At 70.2% G+C, this 14662-nt stretch carries 14 protein-coding genes; 8 read left to right on the top strand and 6 right to left on the bottom strand.

Going from position 1 to position 14662, the window contains the following annotated elements:
- Positions 1-595, bottom strand: a 595-nt coding sequence (locus tag ACE3QP_RS12370) for a GntR family transcriptional regulator (protein WP_374436458.1), incomplete at its 3' end; no start/stop codon positions are given.
- 103 nt (positions 596-698) lie between these two features.
- On the opposite strand from ACE3QP_RS12370, the gene ACE3QP_RS12365 reads away from it, so the two are divergent.
- Positions 699-1142: a rhodanese-like domain-containing protein gene (locus tag ACE3QP_RS12365; RefSeq protein WP_374436456.1), complete on the top strand. Its 444-nt coding sequence runs from the start codon at positions 699-701 to the stop codon at positions 1140-1142.
- Positions 1143-1145: 3 nt separating this feature from the next.
- On the opposite strand, the gene ACE3QP_RS12360 is transcribed toward ACE3QP_RS12365, so the two are convergent.
- The 5 genes from ACE3QP_RS12360 to ACE3QP_RS12340 all read right to left on the bottom strand — a co-directional run bounded on the left by ACE3QP_RS12360 (position 1146) and on the right by ACE3QP_RS12340 (position 9041).
- Complete coding sequence (locus ACE3QP_RS12360) at positions 1146-3584, bottom strand: EAL domain-containing protein (protein WP_374436454.1); 2439 nt, start codon at positions 3582-3584, stop codon at positions 1146-1148.
- 67 nt (positions 3585-3651) lie between these two features.
- Positions 3652-5442 (bottom strand): glutamine--tRNA ligase/YqeY domain fusion protein, encoded by a 1791-nt coding sequence (locus ACE3QP_RS12355; protein ID WP_374436452.1) that lies wholly within the window; start codon positions 5440-5442, stop codon positions 3652-3654.
- An 80-nt stretch (positions 5443-5522) separates the two neighbouring features.
- Positions 5523-6320 (bottom strand): LytR/AlgR family response regulator transcription factor, encoded by a 798-nt coding sequence (locus ACE3QP_RS12350; RefSeq protein WP_374436451.1) that lies wholly within the window; start codon positions 6318-6320, stop codon positions 5523-5525.
- Positions 6317-7396: a sensor histidine kinase gene (locus ACE3QP_RS12345; protein WP_374436449.1), complete on the bottom strand. Its 1080-nt coding sequence runs from the start codon at positions 7394-7396 to the stop codon at positions 6317-6319. Before ACE3QP_RS12345 ends, ACE3QP_RS12350 begins: the two co-directional genes overlap by 4 nt.
- Positions 7397-7484: 88 nt before the next feature.
- Positions 7485-9041, bottom strand: coding sequence for a helicase HerA-like domain-containing protein (locus ACE3QP_RS12340; RefSeq protein WP_374436447.1), 1557 nt, complete (start codon positions 9039-9041; stop codon positions 7485-7487).
- Positions 9042-9142: 101 nt separating this feature from the next.
- Between ACE3QP_RS12340 and ACE3QP_RS12335 the strand changes: the two genes are divergently transcribed.
- From ACE3QP_RS12335 to rlmH, 7 genes are read left to right on the top strand one after another with little or no spacing between them, the layout of a single operon-like run.
- Positions 9143-9871, top strand: a complete 729-nt coding sequence (locus tag ACE3QP_RS12335; RefSeq protein WP_374436445.1) for a YebC/PmpR family DNA-binding transcriptional regulator — start codon at positions 9143-9145, stop codon at positions 9869-9871.
- 2 nt (positions 9872-9873) lie between these two features.
- Positions 9874-11160: a phosphoribosylamine--glycine ligase gene (gene purD, locus ACE3QP_RS12330; protein ID WP_374436443.1), complete on the top strand. Its 1287-nt coding sequence runs from the start codon at positions 9874-9876 to the stop codon at positions 11158-11160.
- Complete coding sequence (locus ACE3QP_RS12325; protein WP_374436441.1) at positions 11157-11783, top strand: 1-acyl-sn-glycerol-3-phosphate acyltransferase; 627 nt, start codon at positions 11157-11159, stop codon at positions 11781-11783. The genes purD and ACE3QP_RS12325 overlap by 4 nt, the downstream gene beginning before the upstream one ends.
- On the top strand, positions 11780-12712 hold the full coding sequence (gene hemF / locus ACE3QP_RS12320) for an oxygen-dependent coproporphyrinogen oxidase (protein WP_374436439.1): 933 nt from the start codon (positions 11780-11782) through the stop codon (positions 12710-12712). Before ACE3QP_RS12325 ends, hemF begins: the two co-directional genes overlap by 4 nt.
- The gene (gene nadD, locus ACE3QP_RS12315; protein WP_374436437.1) at positions 12709-13290 is read left to right on the top strand and encodes a nicotinate (nicotinamide) nucleotide adenylyltransferase; all 582 of its coding nucleotides are present in this window, start codon (positions 12709-12711) and stop codon (positions 13288-13290) included. Before hemF ends, nadD begins: the two co-directional genes overlap by 4 nt.
- A complete protein-coding gene (gene rsfS / locus ACE3QP_RS12310) occupies positions 13268-14188 on the top strand; it encodes a ribosome silencing factor (protein WP_374436465.1) in 921 nt (306 codons plus the stop codon). Before nadD ends, rsfS begins: the two co-directional genes overlap by 23 nt.
- Positions 14189-14659 (top strand): 23S rRNA (pseudouridine(1915)-N(3))-methyltransferase RlmH, encoded by a 471-nt coding sequence (gene rlmH / locus ACE3QP_RS12305; RefSeq protein WP_374436436.1) that lies wholly within the window; start codon positions 14189-14191, stop codon positions 14657-14659. It begins immediately after the preceding gene.
- Positions 14660-14662 lie beyond the last annotated feature (3 nt).

The following is a 14662-nucleotide window of genomic DNA, read 5'->3' as shown; positions in this document are numbered from 1 at the left end:
CCCGCCTCTGCGGGGCGGGGGGGGGGGGGGGGCCCCCCCGCCCGTGGGGGGGGGGGGCGCCCGGGCCCCCCCCCACGGCCAGGTGGGCGGCCAGCAGCTGGCGCAGCGCGGGCCTCCCCTGGGGGGGCTGGTAGCGGCCCAGACTGATGGCGTCACGCTCGCGCCGCCGCGCCAGGCGCTGCCAGAGGGGCCAGGGGAAGTCGCGCAGGTCCGGGCTGCCGGCGGCGAAGGGCAGCGGGGCGAGCGGGTCCTGGCAGGCACCGATCTGCAGCACCTGCTGGCCGCGCGCCGAGAGCAGGGCGGGGCGGCTGAGCCCGGCGCGGGCCGGCGCAGGCCGGGCCGCCGGCAGCAGCTGGCTGCCGCTGCCCTGGCGGCGCTGCAGCAGGCCCTCGGCGGCGAGCTGCTGGTAGGCCTGCTCGACGGTGTCGCGCGCCAGCCCGAGGTCGGCCGCCAGCGCACGCGTGGAGGGCAGGCGCTCGGGGGCGCGGGCGCTGCGGGCCGCGCGCCGCAGCATCTGGCACAGCTGCTCGCGCAGGTTCAGGTCGGGGCGAGCGGCGCGGTCGAAGCGTTGGATCCACAGGCGCGAGGCGGGCATGCGCGCGAGTGTCGCAAAGTGGTCTGCCCAGCGTATGCCAAAGTGGTCTGCCCGATCGCTTCCGCGCTGCCTACAGTGAGCGCATCGCAACCCGGAGCGCCCCATGAGCAGCGTCCTGAGCTTTCCCCCCGCCGACCCCGCCGAGACCGCCGCCTACCTGCAGGCCAAGCTGCGCTTCCACGCCGACGCCTGGGACGTGGCCGAGGACCTGAGCGCCGGGCTCGGGCAGATCGTCGTCATCGACACCCGCAGCCCCGAGCAGTACGCCACCGGCCATGTGCCCGGCGCCCTGAACCTGCGCCACCGCGACATGAACCCGGCCAGCACCGCGGGCCTGGACCGGCGCAAGGTCTACATCACCTACTGCGACGGCATCGGCTGCAACGGCTCCACCAAGGGCGCGTTCAAGCTGGCCAGCCTGGGCTTCCAGGTCAAGGAGATGCTGGGCGGGCTGGACTTCTGGAAGCGCGACGGCCACCCGCTGGCCAGCGGGCTGGAGCCGGGTTCGATGCAGGGTCAGGCCATCGGCATCGCCTGCGCCTGCTGAGTCTCAGGCGGCGTCCGGCGCGGCGCGCCACCGCGCGGTCCAGTGCGCGGCCGGCTCGGGGCGGCCGAACAGATAGCCCTGCAGCAGCGTGCAGCCCTGCGCCACCAGGAAGCGGCGCTGCCCCTCGGTCTCGACACCCTCGGCCACCGAGCGCAAGCCCAGCGTGCGGGCCAGCGCCAGCGTGGCGGCGCAGATGGCGGCGTCGTTGTCGTCGCGCTCCAGGTCGCGCACGAAGCTGCGGTCCAGCTTCAGGCTCTGGATGGGCAGCAGCTTCAGATAGGCGAGTGAGGAGTAGCCGGTGCCGAAGTCGTCGATCGACAGATTGACGCCCAGGACACGCAGGGCCTGCAGGCAGCGGATCGACTGCTCGGGCTGCGCCATGGCGGCGGATTCGGTGATCTCCAGCACCAGGCCATCGGCCGGCAGGCCGTGGCGCTGCAGGCACAGCTGCACATGGCCGGGCAGGCCGGTCGAACGCAGCTGGTGCACCGAGACATTGACGCCGATGCGCTGCGGCCCGACGCCCGCCTGGCGCCAGCCGGCCAGCTGGCGGCAGGCTTCGTCCAGCACCCAGGCGCCGATGCTTTCGATGCAGCCCAGTTCCTCGGCCAGCGGGATGAAGTCCAGCGGCGACACCAGCCCGCGCTGCGGGTGGTGCCAGCGCAGCAAGGCCTCCATGCCCTGCAGCCGGCCGTCGTCGGCCTGGACCAGGGGCTGGTAGTGCAGCTCGAACTGGCGTGCCGCCAGCGCCCGGCGCAGGTCGCGCTCCAGCTCCAGGCGCTCGGTGCCGCTGTCGGTCAGCTCGGGCCGGTAGAACTGGGTGTTGTTGCGACCGCTGGCCTTGGCGTGGTACATGGCCGCATCGGCCTGGCGCATCAGGCCCTCGGGGGTGCCGGCATCGTGCGGGTAGCGGCTGACGCCAATGCTGGGCGTGAGCGTCAGCGTGCGGCCGCCGGCCTCGTAGGGCTCGCTAAGGGTCTCGCGCAGCTTCTCGCACACCAGGGTGGTGGCGTCACGGTGCTCGATCTCGCTGAGCACGGCGATGAACTCGTCGCCACCCAGCCGGGCCACGATGTCGGCCTCGCGCAGCAGCCCGCGCAGGCGCCGGGCCACCTCCACCAGCACCTGATCGCCGGCATGGTGGCCGAGGCTGTCGTTGATGGTCTTGAAGCGGTCCAGGTCCAGGAAGACCACGGCCAGCTCATGGCCCTGGCGGTTCGCGCTGGCCAGCGCCTGTTCCAGGCGCAGCTCCAGGCTGTGGCGGTTCAGCAGGCCGGTCAGCGCGTCGTGGCTGGCCTGGTAGTGGATGCGCGCCTCGGCCTCCTTGCGCTCGCTGATGTCGGTGTAGCTGGCGACGTAGTTCTGCACGCGGCCGTCGCGATCGGTGCAGGCGCTGATGGCGGCCCATTTCGCGAACACCGTGCCGTCCTTGCGCCGGTCCCAGAGCTCGCCCTGCCAGTAGCCCGGGCCGCGCAGCGCAGTCCACAGTGCCTCGTAGGTCTGGGTAGGCGTCTGGCCAGCCGAGAGCAGGCGCGGGTTCTGGCCGCGCAGCTCATCCATCGTGTAGCCGGTCATGCGCACCATCGCATCGTTGATGGCGACGATGCGGTTGTCGGCATCGGTAATGAGGATGGCCTCGCCGCTGTGCTGGAACACGGTGGCGTAGAGCCGCACCGTGGCCTCGGCGCGCTTGCGCTCGGTGATGTCGCGCCAGGTGCAGTAGATGGCGTGGCGGCCACCGATCTCCATGCGCGAGAGCGTCACTTCGGCGTCGAACAGCGAGCCGTCGGCGCGCTTGTGCACCCACTCGAAGCGGTGCAGGCCGTGCGCGGTGGCCAGCGCCATCATCTGCTCGGCCTTGCTGAAGCTGTCCAGGCCGCAGGGCTGGTGGCTGGGTGAGAGCTCGGAGGGGTGGGTGTTCAGCAGCGCGTCGCGGCTGGCATAGCCCAGCATGGCCACCGCGGCGTCATTGCAATTGACGAAGGTGTTGTTCTCGATGATCCAGACCGGATCGGGCGAGGACTCGAAGATGCGCTGGAAGCGCTGGTTGGCCTGCTCGTGGCGGGTGATGTCCGCCAGCGTCTGCAGCAGGGCGCAGGGGCGGCCCGCGCCATCGCGCAGGGTGCTGAGCTCGATCAGCAGGAAGCGCTCGAGCCGGCGGCGCGGCAGGAAGAACCAGCAACGCAGGTCCTCCGGCGGGGCGGCCTGCGCGTCTTCCAGCAAGCGCCGGCGCCAGGCCTCGGCGGCGGCTGGCAGGCTGGGGTCGGCCAGTTCGGCCACGCGACGGCCCAGCACGGCCGAGGCGCTTTCGCCGCTCAGGGTTTCCAGCGCCGCGTTCCAGGCACGCACGCGGCCTTCCAGGTCCAGCAGCAGGGCCGGGCCGCGCAGCTGGGCCACCAGCTGCAGCGCGTCACTGAGGAAGTCGGCGGCGAGTGAGGGCATGGCGGGGTGCGAGGCGGTGTAGACCCCAACGATGCCAGCTTTTGCCCCGGCTGTGCCAGGGCCCCCCTTACTTGCCCCAGCTGTCCTTCAGCGTGGCGGTGCGGTTGAACACCGCCTTGCCCGCCTGATGGTCCTTGCGGTCGGCCACGAAGTAGCCGTGGCGCTCGAACTGCCAATGACTGGCGGCCGCGGCCTGGGCCAGCGCAGGCTCGACGAAACCCTGCACCACGCGCAGCGACTCGGGGTTCAGGGCTTCGAGGAAGTCCTTGCCGCCGGCGTCGGGCTGCGGGTCCTTGAACAGGCGGTCGAAGAGCCTGACTTCAGCCGGCACGGCTTCGTGCGCGGCCACCCAGGTGATAACGCCCTTGACCTTGATCGCATCGGCCCCCGGCGTGCCGCTCTTGGTGTCGGGCACGACCTTGGCCTGCACGGCGACGATCTCGCCTGCCTCGTTCTTGGTGCAGCCGATGCACTCGACCACATGGCCGGCCTTCAGGCGCACCTTGTTGCCGAGGAAGAGGCGGTGGTAGCCCTTGGGCGGCACTTCGGCGAAGTCCTCGCGCTCGATCCACAGTTCTGGCCCGAAGGAGAAGCGGCGCTCACCCAGCTCGGGGTGGTGCGGGTGGGCCGGGGCGCTGCAGGGGTCACGGAAGTCGGTGGAGCCGAATACCTCGGCGTAGTTCACCAGCTCCAGCTTCAGCGGCTCCAGCACGGCCATGGCGCGCGGCGCGCGGCCTTCCAGGTCGGCGCGCAGGCAGCCTTCCAGCACGCTGTAGTCCAGCCAGTTGTTGGTCTTGGTGGTGCCGCTGCCTTCCACCATGGCGCGGATCGACTCGGGCGTGTAGCCGCGGCGGCGCATACCAACCAGGGTGGGCATGCGCGGGTCGTCCCAGCCCCAGACATGCTGGTCATCCACCAGTTGCTTGAGCTTGCGCTTGCTGGTGACGACATAGCTCAGGTTCAGGCGGCCGAACTCGTACTGGTGCGGCAGCGGGCGGGCCAGGAGGCCGAGCTCGGCCAGGTGCTCCAGCAGCCAGTCGTAGAAGGGGCGCTGGTCTTCGAATTCCAGCGTGCAGATGGAGTGGGTGATGCGCTCCAGCGCGTCCTCGATCGGGTGCGCGAAGGTGTACATCGGGTAGATGCACCAGGTGTTGCCGGTGGCGTGGTGTTCCGCATGCTTGATGCGGTACAGCGCCGGGTCGCGCAGATTGATGTTGGGGCTGGCCATGTCGATCTTGGCCCGCAGCACCATCGCGCCATCGGGGTGCTTGCCGTCGCGCATCTCACGAAAGCGCGCCAGGTTGTCGGCCGGGCTGCGTTCGCGCCAGGGGCTGTTGACACCGGGCGTGGTGAAGTCGCCGCGGTTCTTGCGCATGTCTTCGGGCGATTGCTCGTCTACATAGGCCAAGCCGGCCTCGATCAGCGCCTCGGCGGCGCGGTACATGAAGCCGAAGTAATCGCTCGCCTGGTAGAGGTGCGTCTGGCCGGCATGCTCCCAGCTCCAGCCCAGCCAGGTCACCATCTCCTTGATGGCGTCGACGTATTCCTGCTCTTCCTTCTCGGGGTTGGTGTCGTCGAAGCGCAGATGGGCGGCGCCGCCGTAGTCGCGCGCCAGGCCGAAGTTCAGGCAGATGCTCTTGGCGTGGCCGATATGCAGATAGCCGTTCGGTTCGGGCGGGAAGCGCGTGCGGATCTTGGCCGGGTCCGGCGCACCGGCCGCGTGGTGGGCGGCATCGCCCGGGCTGCCGCCAAAGCGGCGCTCGGGGCCCTGGCCCTGGCTCCATTGCTCCAGGTCGCGCTCGATGATGGCGCGCAGGAAGTTGTGGCCGGGGGTCGGGGTCTCGGGCGTGGAGCTCATGGCGGAAAACAACGAGGGCCGCCGCAGCGGCCCGGTTCGCAATAGGGGGCGCCGATTCTAAGGAGGGGCTGCGCCGGGCCCTAGAGCGCCTTGAAGCGCTGCGCGTGCACGCGGCTCACGGTCAGCTTTTCCGGACGCTCGTGCAGTTCCAGCTGGGCCTGGCCGTTTTCCTGCTTGAACACGCGCGCCACGGCGTCGATATTCACCACCGTGCTGCGGTGCACCTGCCAGAAGCGCTCGGGGTCGAGCTGGGGCAGCAGCTCGCGCAGCGAGACGCGCACCCAGTACTCCTGCGCGGCAGTGACGGCGCGCACGTACTTGTCGGCCGCCTCCAGGTAGATCAGGCGCTCCACCGGCACCAGCTCGATGCTCTGCCCGACGGCGGCCTGCAGATGGCGCAGGCGTGGCGCGGTCGCCGCCGGGGCGCCCAGCCCGCCCTGCAGCAGCAGCTGGCGCAGGCCGTCCAGCGGGTCGCCGCTGGGCTGCCGGCCCTGCAGCGCGGTCTGCAGGCGCGCCACCGTCTGGGCCAGGCGTGCGCTCTGCACGGGCTTGAGCACGTAGTCGAGCGCGGCGGCCTCGAAGGCGCGCAGCGCGTATTCGTCGTAGGCGGTGACGAAGACGATCAGCGGCGGCGGGGTGTCGAAGCTCCAGTCCTCGGCCAGAGCCTCGGCCGCCTCCAGGCCGCTCATGCCGGGCATGCGGATGTCCAGGAACACGATGTCCGGCTGCAGGCGCAGGGTCTGCTCCACCGCCGCCGCGCCATGGGGGGCGATGCCCAGCACCTGCAGCTCGGGCCACAGGGCCTGCAGCTCGGCACGCAGGTGCTCGCCCAGCAGGGTTTCGTCTTCGGCAATCAGCGCGCGTGGGTTGTTGCTCATAGGGGAATCTCCAGTTCGGCCAGAGTGCCGTGGGGGGGCAGGGCCTGCAGGCGGAACTGCGCGGCCGCGCCATAGCGGGTCTGCAGGCGCTCGCGCACCTGGCTGACGCCAAAGCCGGTGCCCTCGCTGGCCGGCGCGGCGCCCAGGCCCACGCCGCTGTCTTCCACACGCAGCACCAGACTCTGGCCTTGCCGGCGCGCGCTGACGCGCAGCAGCCCACCCTCCAGTGCCGGCTCCAAGCCATGCTTGATGGCGTTTTCCACCAGGGGCTGCAAGAGCAGCGGAGGTAGCTGCAACTCGGCCAGTTCCTCGGGCAGGTTCAGCTCCACGCGCAGGCGGCTGCCCATGCGCACCTGCATCAGGGCCAGGTAGTCGCGCAGGCGCTCGAACTCCGCGCGAAGGCTGTGGGATTCGGCGCGGCTGGCTTGCAGGGTGGCGCGCAGGTAGGCGATCAGCTGATCGAGCATCTGCTGGGCGTCGTCGGGCCGCAGCTTGATCAGCACGCGCAGATGCGCCAGCGTGTTGAACAGCATGTGGGGTTCGAGCTGGCTTTGCAGCAGGGTCAGCTGGGCCTCGGCGGCCTGGCGCTGGGCGCGTTCGGCTTCCAGCTGCGCCTGTCGGGCCTTCTCGACCGAGTGGTAGTACATCGTGACCAGGGCCGAGATGGTCAGGATGAAGCCGGCCGTCATCAAAAAGCCCAGGGCGCCCACTTCCCACAGCTGGCTGCTGCGCCGGCCGGTGAACTGGTCGGCCAGCCAGGTGCCTCCGCTGTAGCCCGCCAGGGCACCCACGATGACGACCGGCGTCATCCAGGCCATGCCCGGCCAGCCGGCCCGTAGCTTGGGGTCGTCCGGCCGGCGCCGCCGCAGCCAGGCGCACACCCCATGCTGCAGCAGCATGATGTACAGCGAAATCTGCGTGCCGATGGCGAAGGAATAGATCAGGTGGCCGACCAGGCGGCGGCCGGTGATCATCGTCATCAGCAAGCCCACCAGCAGGCACACGATCAGGGTGGCGGTCAGGTCGCGGCCCAGGTTCTGGCGCCAGCCGCGCACGGGGATTGAAGTGGTGTTCATGGTCGGCATGCTGACGCGCGCACTGCCCTCCGGCCAGACGGGCGCGATGGTTGGAGCAACGCGGGCGCCAGTGGTGGCAGGGGCGAAATCAACGGCGGCGCTTGCCGCCGCCGCCCAGCAGGCTGCCCAGCACGCCGCGGGCGATTTCGCGGCCTACCGAGGAGCCGATCGAGCGCAGTGCCGACTTGGCGGCCGCCTCGGCCAGGCCCTCGCGCTTGCCGCCGCGCGGACCGGTGCTGCCGAACAGCATGTCCTTCAAGCTGCCCATCAGGCCGCCGCCTTCGTCCTCGGCCGGGGCGGGCTGGGGCAGCCTGGCTTCGTCGGCCAGGCCGCCACCGTTCGTTGGCGTCGGGGCGGGCTGGGTGGATTGCTGCATGCGGCCGCTCAGCTTCTCGTAGGCCGATTCGCGGTCGATGGCCTTGTCGTACACGCCGGCCACCAGCGAGCCGGCCAGCAGCGCCTGACGCTCGGCCGGCGTCACCGGGCCGATGCGGCTGCCCGGCGGCAGCACGAACACGCGCTCGGTGATGCTGGGCCGGCCCTTGGGGTCGAGCAGGCTGACCAGAGCCTCGCCCACGCCCAGTTCGGTGATGGCGGCTTCGATGTCCAGCCCCGGCTTGGGCCGCATGGTTTCGGCGGCGCTGCGCACGGCCTTCTGGTCGCGCGGGGTGAAGGCGCGCAGCGCGTGCTGCACGCGGTTGCCCAGCTGGCCCAGCACGGTGTCGGGGATGTCGAGCGGGTTCTGCGTCACGAAGTACACGCCCACACCCTTGCTGCGCACCAGACGCACCACCAATTCGATGCGCTCGACCAAGGCCTCGGGCGCGTCCTTGAAGAGCAGGTGCGCCTCGTCGAAGAAGAACACCAGCTTGGGCTTGTCGAGGTCGCCCACCTCGGGCAGGGTCTCGAACAGTTCGCTCAGCAGCCAGAGCAGGAAGGTGGCGTACAGGCGCGGCGCCGTCATCAGCTGATCGGCCGCGAGGATGTTGATGACGCCCTGGCCCCCTTCGGTCTGCATGAAGTCGGCGATGTTGAGCATGGGCTCGCCGAAGAAGTCTTCGCCGCCCTGGGCCTCGATCTGCAGCAGGCCGCGCTGGATGGCGCCCACCGAGGCCGCGCTGACGTTGCCGTACTGGGTGGTGAACTGGCTGGCGTTGTCGCCCACATGCTGGAGCATGGCGCGCAGGTCCTTCAGGTCCAGCAGCAGCAGCCCGGCGTCGTCGGCGATCTTGAACACCATCTGCAGCACGCCGGCCTGGGTCTCGTTCAGCGCCAGCATGCGGGCCAGCAGCAGCGGGCCCATGTCGCTCACCGTGGCGCGTACCGGGTGACCGGCCTTGCCGAACACGTCCCAAAGCGTGGTGGGGCAGCGCAGCGGGGCCGGCGGCTCGATGCCACGCTCCTTCAGTACCGCCAGCAGCTTTTCGCTCGGCGCGCCCGCCTGGCTGATGCCTGTCAGGTCGCCCTTCACATCGGCCATGAAGACGGGCACGCCGATCTGGCTGAAGCTTTCGGCCAGCTTCTGCAGCGTGATGGTCTTGCCCGTGCCGGTGGCGCCGGTGATCAGCCCGTGGCGGTTGGCCAACTGGGGCAGCAGTTCACAAACGGTGTCGCCGTGGCGGGCAAGCAGGATGGGGTCGGCCATGGTGGAGGCAGCTGGATGGGGGGACCGGCCGAGTCTAGCGAGAGCCCGCCCCGTAGAATCCCGCCCCTTTCTAGAAACCAGCGCAGCGAGCGAGCACGTCTATGGCCGGACATTCCAAATGGGCGAACATCCAGCACCGCAAGGGTCGTCAGGACGAGAAGCGGGGCAAGGTCTGGACCCGGCTGACGCGCGAAATCATCGTCGCGGCGCGCAGCGGCGGTGGCGACATCGCCATGAACCCGCGCCTGCGCCTGGCGATTGAGAAGGCCAAGGCTGCCAACATGCCGGCCGACAACATCAAGCGCAATGTCGACAAGGCCACCGGCAACCTCGAGGGCGTGACCTACGAGGAAATCCGCTATGAGGGCTATGGCATCGGCGGCGCGGCCATCATCGTGGACACGATGACCGACAACCGCGTGCGCACCGTGGCCGAGGTCCGGCACGCCTTCAGCAAATACGGCGGCAACCTGGGTACCGAGGGCTCGGTGGCCTTCCAGTTCAAGCACTGCGGCCAGCTGATCTTCGCCCCCGGCACCCTGGAGGATGCGCTGATGGAGGCCGCGCTCGATGCCGGCGCCGAGGACGTCATCACCGATGACGACGGTGCCATCGAGGTGCTGACCAGCCCGACCGACTTCGAGGCCGTGCGCAACGCCCTCGAAGCCAAGGGGTTCAAGGCCGAGGTGGCCGAGGTGACGATGCGTGCCGAGAACACCATCGCCCTGGCCGGCGATGACGCCCAGCGCATGCAGAAGCTGCTGGACATGATCGAAGACCTGGACGACGTGCAGAACGTCTTCCACAACGCCGAATTGGACTTGGGCTGAGCATGAAAGTACTCGTCATTGGCAACGGCGGCCGCGAACACGCGCTGGCCTGGAAGCTGGCCCAGGGCCAGCGCGTCAGCCAGGTCTACGTGGCCCCGGGCAATGGCGGCACCCTGCGCGATGCGCGGCTGAAGAACGTCGCGCTGACCAACCCGCACGAACTGGCCGACTGGGCCGAAGCCAACAAGATCGCCCTCACGGTGGTCGGCCCCGAGGCCCCGCTGGCCGCCGGTGTGGTGGACATCTTCCGCGGCCGCGGCTTGCGCATCTTTGGCCCCACCAAGGCGGCCGCGCAGCTGGAAAGCTCCAAGGCCTTTGCCAAGGACTTCATGGCACGCCACGGCATCCCGACGGCGCGCTACCAGACCTTCAGCGACGCCAACGCCGCGCACGCCTATGTGAACGAGCAGGGCGCGCCCATCGTCATCAAGGCCGACGGCCTGGCCGCCGGCAAGGGCGTGGTGGTGGCGATGACGCTGGAAGAGGCGCACGCCGCCATCGACATGATCCTGCGCGACAACAGCCTGGGCGTGACGCACAACGTCGAGGGCGCGCGCGTCGTCATCGAGCAGTTCCTGCAGGGCGAGGAAGCCAGTTTCATCGTCATCAGCGACGGCGTGAACGTGCAGGCCCTGGCCACCAGCCAGGACCACAAACGGCTGCTGGACGGCGACGAAGGCCCCAACACCGGCGGCATGGGCGCCTACTCGCCGGCGCCGGTGGTGACGCCGAACGTGCATGCCAAGGCGATGCACGAAATCATCGGTCCCACCATTGCCGGCATGGCCAAGGACGGCGTGCCCTTCACCGGCTTCCTGTACGCCGGTCTGATGATCGACGCCGAGGGCCGCCCCTACACGATCGAGTTCAACGCCCGCCTGGGCGACCCCGAGACCCAGCCGATCCTGATGCGCCTGAAAAGCGATCTGTTCGAGCTGCTCTACGCTGCCACCGACGGTCGCTTGATGGAGCAGGAGCTGGCTTGGGACCGCCGCGCCGCGCTGGGCGTGGTGCTGGCCGCCCATGGCTACCCGATGAACCCGCGCAAGGGCGACGTCATCAGCGGTCTGCCTGACGACCAGGACGACGCGATGGTCTTCCACGCCGGCACGGCGGCGAACGACAAGGGCCAGCTCGTCAGCAACGGTGGCCGGGTGCTGTGCGCCACGGCGCTGGGTGAGTCGGTGCGCGTGGCGCAGCAGCGGGCCTATGAGCTGCTGGAGCCCATCCGTTTCGACGGTGTGCAGTACCGCAAGGACATCGGCCACCGGGCGATTTCACGCAAGTGAGCCTGCATGCCCCGCTCCCCAGCCTGCCGCCGCGCCCGGACCTGAAGCCGCGCGGCAGCGCGCTGGCGCGCGGCCTGCTGGGCCTGTTCGGCTGGCGGGTGCTGTTTGAGGGCTTTCCGGCCCGGCAGGGCGTGGTGCTCGTCTATCCGCACACCTCGAACTGGGACTTCATCGTCGGCGTGCTGGTCAAGTGGGCGCTCGGGGTGCCGGTGCGCTACTGGGGCAAGGACAGCCTGTTCAAGATCCCGCTCATCGGCGCCTGGGCGCGCTGGATCGGCGGCATCCCGGTGGACCGCAAGAACCCCAAGGGTCTGGTGGGTGCCACCGTGGCGCAGGTGCAGGCGGCCAAGGCGCGGGACGAGTACTTCTGGCTCGCCGTGGCCCCTGAGGGCACGCGCTCCTACGTGCCGGGTTGGCGCAGCGGCGCCTATCAGGTGGCTGTCCAGGCGCAGCTGCCGGTGGGCCTGGCCTACTTCGACGTCCCCAGCAAGACCTTCGGCATCACCACCTTCCTGCTCCCCAGCGGTGAGGTGGAGCGCGACTTCTCCGCCTTCCAGGCCGTGCTGGGCGACAAAAAGGGCTTCAAGCCCGAACTCGCCAGCCCCATCCGACTGAAATCATGAGCCCCAGCACCCTCCTGGTCCGCAGCTACCTGCTGGATCTGCAGCAGCGCATCGTCAGCGGCCTCGAAGCCCTGGATGGCACGCCCTTCGCGGCCGACCCCTGGCAGCGCGAGCCCGGCGGCCGGCTGGAGGGCGACGGCCTGTCGCGCATGCTCGAAGGCGGGCCGGTGTTCGAGCGCGCGGCGGTGCTGTTCAGCCACGTGAAGGGCCGCGTGCTGCCGCCCTCGGCCACGGCGGCGCGGCCGCACCTGGCCGGCGCGCCCTTCGAGGCCCTGGGCGTGAGCCTGGTGATCCACCCGCACAACCCCTTCGTGCCCACCGTGCACCTGAACGTGCGCATGCTGACGGCCCAGCCCGAGCAGGGCCAGGCGGCGAGCTGGTTCGGCGGCGGCATGGACCTGACGCCCTACTACGGCTTCGAGCGCGACGCCCAGCACTTCCACCGCGTCTGCCAAGAGGCCGTCGGCCCCGAGCTGTATGCCCGCTTCAAGCCGGCCTGCGACGAGTATTTCTTCCTCAAGCACCGCAACGAGGCGCGTGGCATCGGCGGCATCTTCTACGACGACTTCGAAGAGGGCGGCTTCGACGCCGGCTTCGCGCTGATGCAGCGCGTCGGCGACGCCTTCCTGCAGGCCTACGCCCCGATCGTTGAGCGCCGCCAGGGCTATGCCTACGAGCAGCGCCAGCGCGACTTCCAGGCCTACCGGCGCGGCCGTTACGTCGAGTTCAACCTGGTGTGGGACCGCGGCACCCTGTTTGGGCTGCAGTCCGGCGGCCGCACCGAGTCCATCCTGCTTTCCATGCCGCCGGTGGCGAACTGGCGCTACCAGTGGGAGCCCGAGGCCGGCACGCCGGAGGCGCGCCTGTACAGCGACTTCCTGCCGCCGCGCGACTGGCTGAACGCGAAGCCCACCGCCCTGTGGTTATGAAGTTCGGGCTGTTCGGCGGCAGCTTCAACCCCCCGCACCGCGCGCACCGCGCGCTCGCGCAGCTGGCCATCGAACAGCTGGCACTGGACGAGCTGATCGTGATGCCCGCCGGCCAGCCCTGGCAGAAGGCCGGCAGCGCACTCGCACCGGCCGAGCACCGCCTGACCATGACCCGCCTGCTGCTGCAGGACCTGCCGCGTGTGCAGGTGTCGGCCTGGGAGGCCGAGCGCGCCGAGCCGAGCACCAGCATCGCCACCCTGGAGCACTTGCAGGCGCAGCATCCCGGTGCCGAGTGGTTCCTGGTCATCGGTCAGGACCAGTACGAAAAGTTCAGCAGCTGGAAGCGCTGGCCCGAGCTGCTGCAGCGCTGCACCCTGGCCGTGGCCGGCCGTGCGGGCCAGCTGCCGCACCCGGATCCGGCGCTCCCTGCGCACCGCAGCGTGCAGCTGGCCCTGCCGGCCGACCGCATCAGCGCCACCGCCTTGCGCGCCGACTGCGCGCGCGGGGCGGACATCTCCCCCATGGTCGGCCCGGATGTGGCCGGCTATATTGCCCATCACCATCTCTACGGCGCCTGAAGCCGCAACACCCATGGACATTCGCAAGCTGCAGCGGGCCATCGTCGACGGTCTCGAAGACGTCAAGGCACAGAACATCCAGGTCTTCAACACCGAGCACCTGTCGCCGCTGTTCGAGCGCGTCGTCGTGGCCAGCGGCAGCAGCAACCGGCAAACCAAGGCCCTGGCCAGCAGCGTGCGTGAAGCCGTCAAGGGCGCCGGTTTCGACGTCATGCGCACCGAAGGCGAGGAAAACGGCGAATGGATCATCGTGGACTGCGGCGCGGCCGTGGTGCATGTGATGCAGCCGCAGATCCGCGACTACTACCACCTCGAAGAGATCTGGGGCGAGAAGCCGGTCAACATGAAGCTGGGTGCGGCCAAGAGCCTGCCCAAGGCCAGCGAAGACAGCGCGCCCGCCAAAAAAGCGGCCCCCAAGCGCAAGGCCAGCGCGCCCTCGCGCCGTTCCGGCAGCGCGGCCGAGGCGCTGAAGAACGAACCCGTGGCCCTGCCCAAGACGCGCAAGGAAAAGGCCGCCGCTGCGGCGGAGGCCGCTGCCAAGAAGGCGGCGCCGCGCAAGGCACCGGCCCGCAAGCCCGCGCCGAGAAAGGCCGCGGCACCGGCTCAGGGCGCCGCCGCGCCGGCCCGCAAGACGGCCGCCAGCAAGCCCGTGGCGGCCAAGAAGGCGGCACCGGCCAAGAAGGCGGCACCGGCCAAGAGGGCGGCTGCGGTCAAGTCCGCACCGGCCAAGAAGGCGGCCCCCGCCAAGAAGGCCGCCGCGCCCAGGCCCGCGGCCGCCAAGCCGGCCGCCGCGCCGAAGAAGGCCGCACCGGCCCGCAAGGTTGCAGCGGCGAAGCCGGCCGCTCCGGCCAAGAAGGCGGCGGTCAAGAAGCCAGCGGTCAAGAAGGCCGCCCGCTAAGTGCAGCTCCTGTTGTTGGCGGTCGGGCAGCGCCTGCCTGCCTGGGCCGACGAGGCCACCGCCGACTTCGTCAAGCGCTTTCCGCCTGATCTGCCGCTGCAGCTCAAGACCGTGAAGGCCGAGGCCCGCAGCACCGGCAAGACGGCCGCGCAAATGATGGCCGCCGAAGCCCAGCGCCTGCAGGAAGCCACGCCGCGCGGCGCCCGCCGCGTGGTGCTGGACGAGCGCGGTGAGCGCCTCAGCAGCCTGCAACTGGCCGAGCGCCTGGAGCGCTGGAAGCTCGATGGCCGCGACGTGGTGCTGTACATGGGTGGGCCTGACGGCCTGGACCCCGAACTGCGTGCCGCGGCCGACGAACGCCTGCGCCTCTCTGACCTGACCCTGCCGCATGCGCTGGCGCGCGTGCTGCTCGTCGAGGGGCTGTACCGCGCCTGGTCGATAACGGCCGGTCACCCCTATCACCGGGAGTAGGCG

This window comes from Inhella sp. (genome assembly GCF_041912635.1).
GTDB lineage: Bacteria > Pseudomonadota > Gammaproteobacteria > Burkholderiales > Burkholderiaceae_C > Inhella.
The sequence above is the reverse complement of the archived record's forward strand: the minus strand, read 5'-3'. Positions and strand labels throughout refer to the sequence as shown.

What these genes read in the sequence shown, in the direction of transcription:
- ACE3QP_RS12365 (WP_374436456.1), top strand. Translation starts at nt 699, where the DNA reads ATGAGCAGCGTCCTGAGCTTTCCCCCCGCCGACCCCGCCGAGACCGCC.
- ACE3QP_RS12360 (WP_374436454.1), bottom strand. Translation starts at nt 3,584, where the DNA reads ATGCCCTCACTCGCCGCCGACTTCCTCAGTGACGCGCTGCAGCTGGTG.
- ACE3QP_RS12355 (WP_374436452.1), bottom strand. Translation starts at nt 5,442, where the DNA reads ATGAGCTCCACGCCCGAGACCCCGACCCCCGGCCACAACTTCCTGCGC.
- ACE3QP_RS12350 (WP_374436451.1), bottom strand. Translation starts at nt 6,320, where the DNA reads ATGAGCAACAACCCACGCGCGCTGATTGCCGAAGACGAAACCCTGCTG.
- ACE3QP_RS12345 (WP_374436449.1), bottom strand. Translation starts at nt 7,396, where the DNA reads ATGAACACCACTTCAATCCCCGTGCGCGGCTGGCGCCAGAACCTGGGC.
- ACE3QP_RS12340 (WP_374436447.1), bottom strand. Translation starts at nt 9,041, where the DNA reads ATGGCCGACCCCATCCTGCTTGCCCGCCACGGCGACACCGTTTGTGAA.
- ACE3QP_RS12335 (WP_374436445.1), top strand. Translation starts at nt 9,143, where the DNA reads ATGGCCGGACATTCCAAATGGGCGAACATCCAGCACCGCAAGGGTCGT.
- purD (WP_374436443.1), top strand. Translation starts at nt 9,874, where the DNA reads ATGAAAGTACTCGTCATTGGCAACGGCGGCCGCGAACACGCGCTGGCC.
- hemF (WP_374436439.1), top strand. Translation starts at nt 11,780, where the DNA reads ATGAGCCCCAGCACCCTCCTGGTCCGCAGCTACCTGCTGGATCTGCAG.
- nadD (WP_374436437.1), top strand. Translation starts at nt 12,709, where the DNA reads ATGAAGTTCGGGCTGTTCGGCGGCAGCTTCAACCCCCCGCACCGCGCG.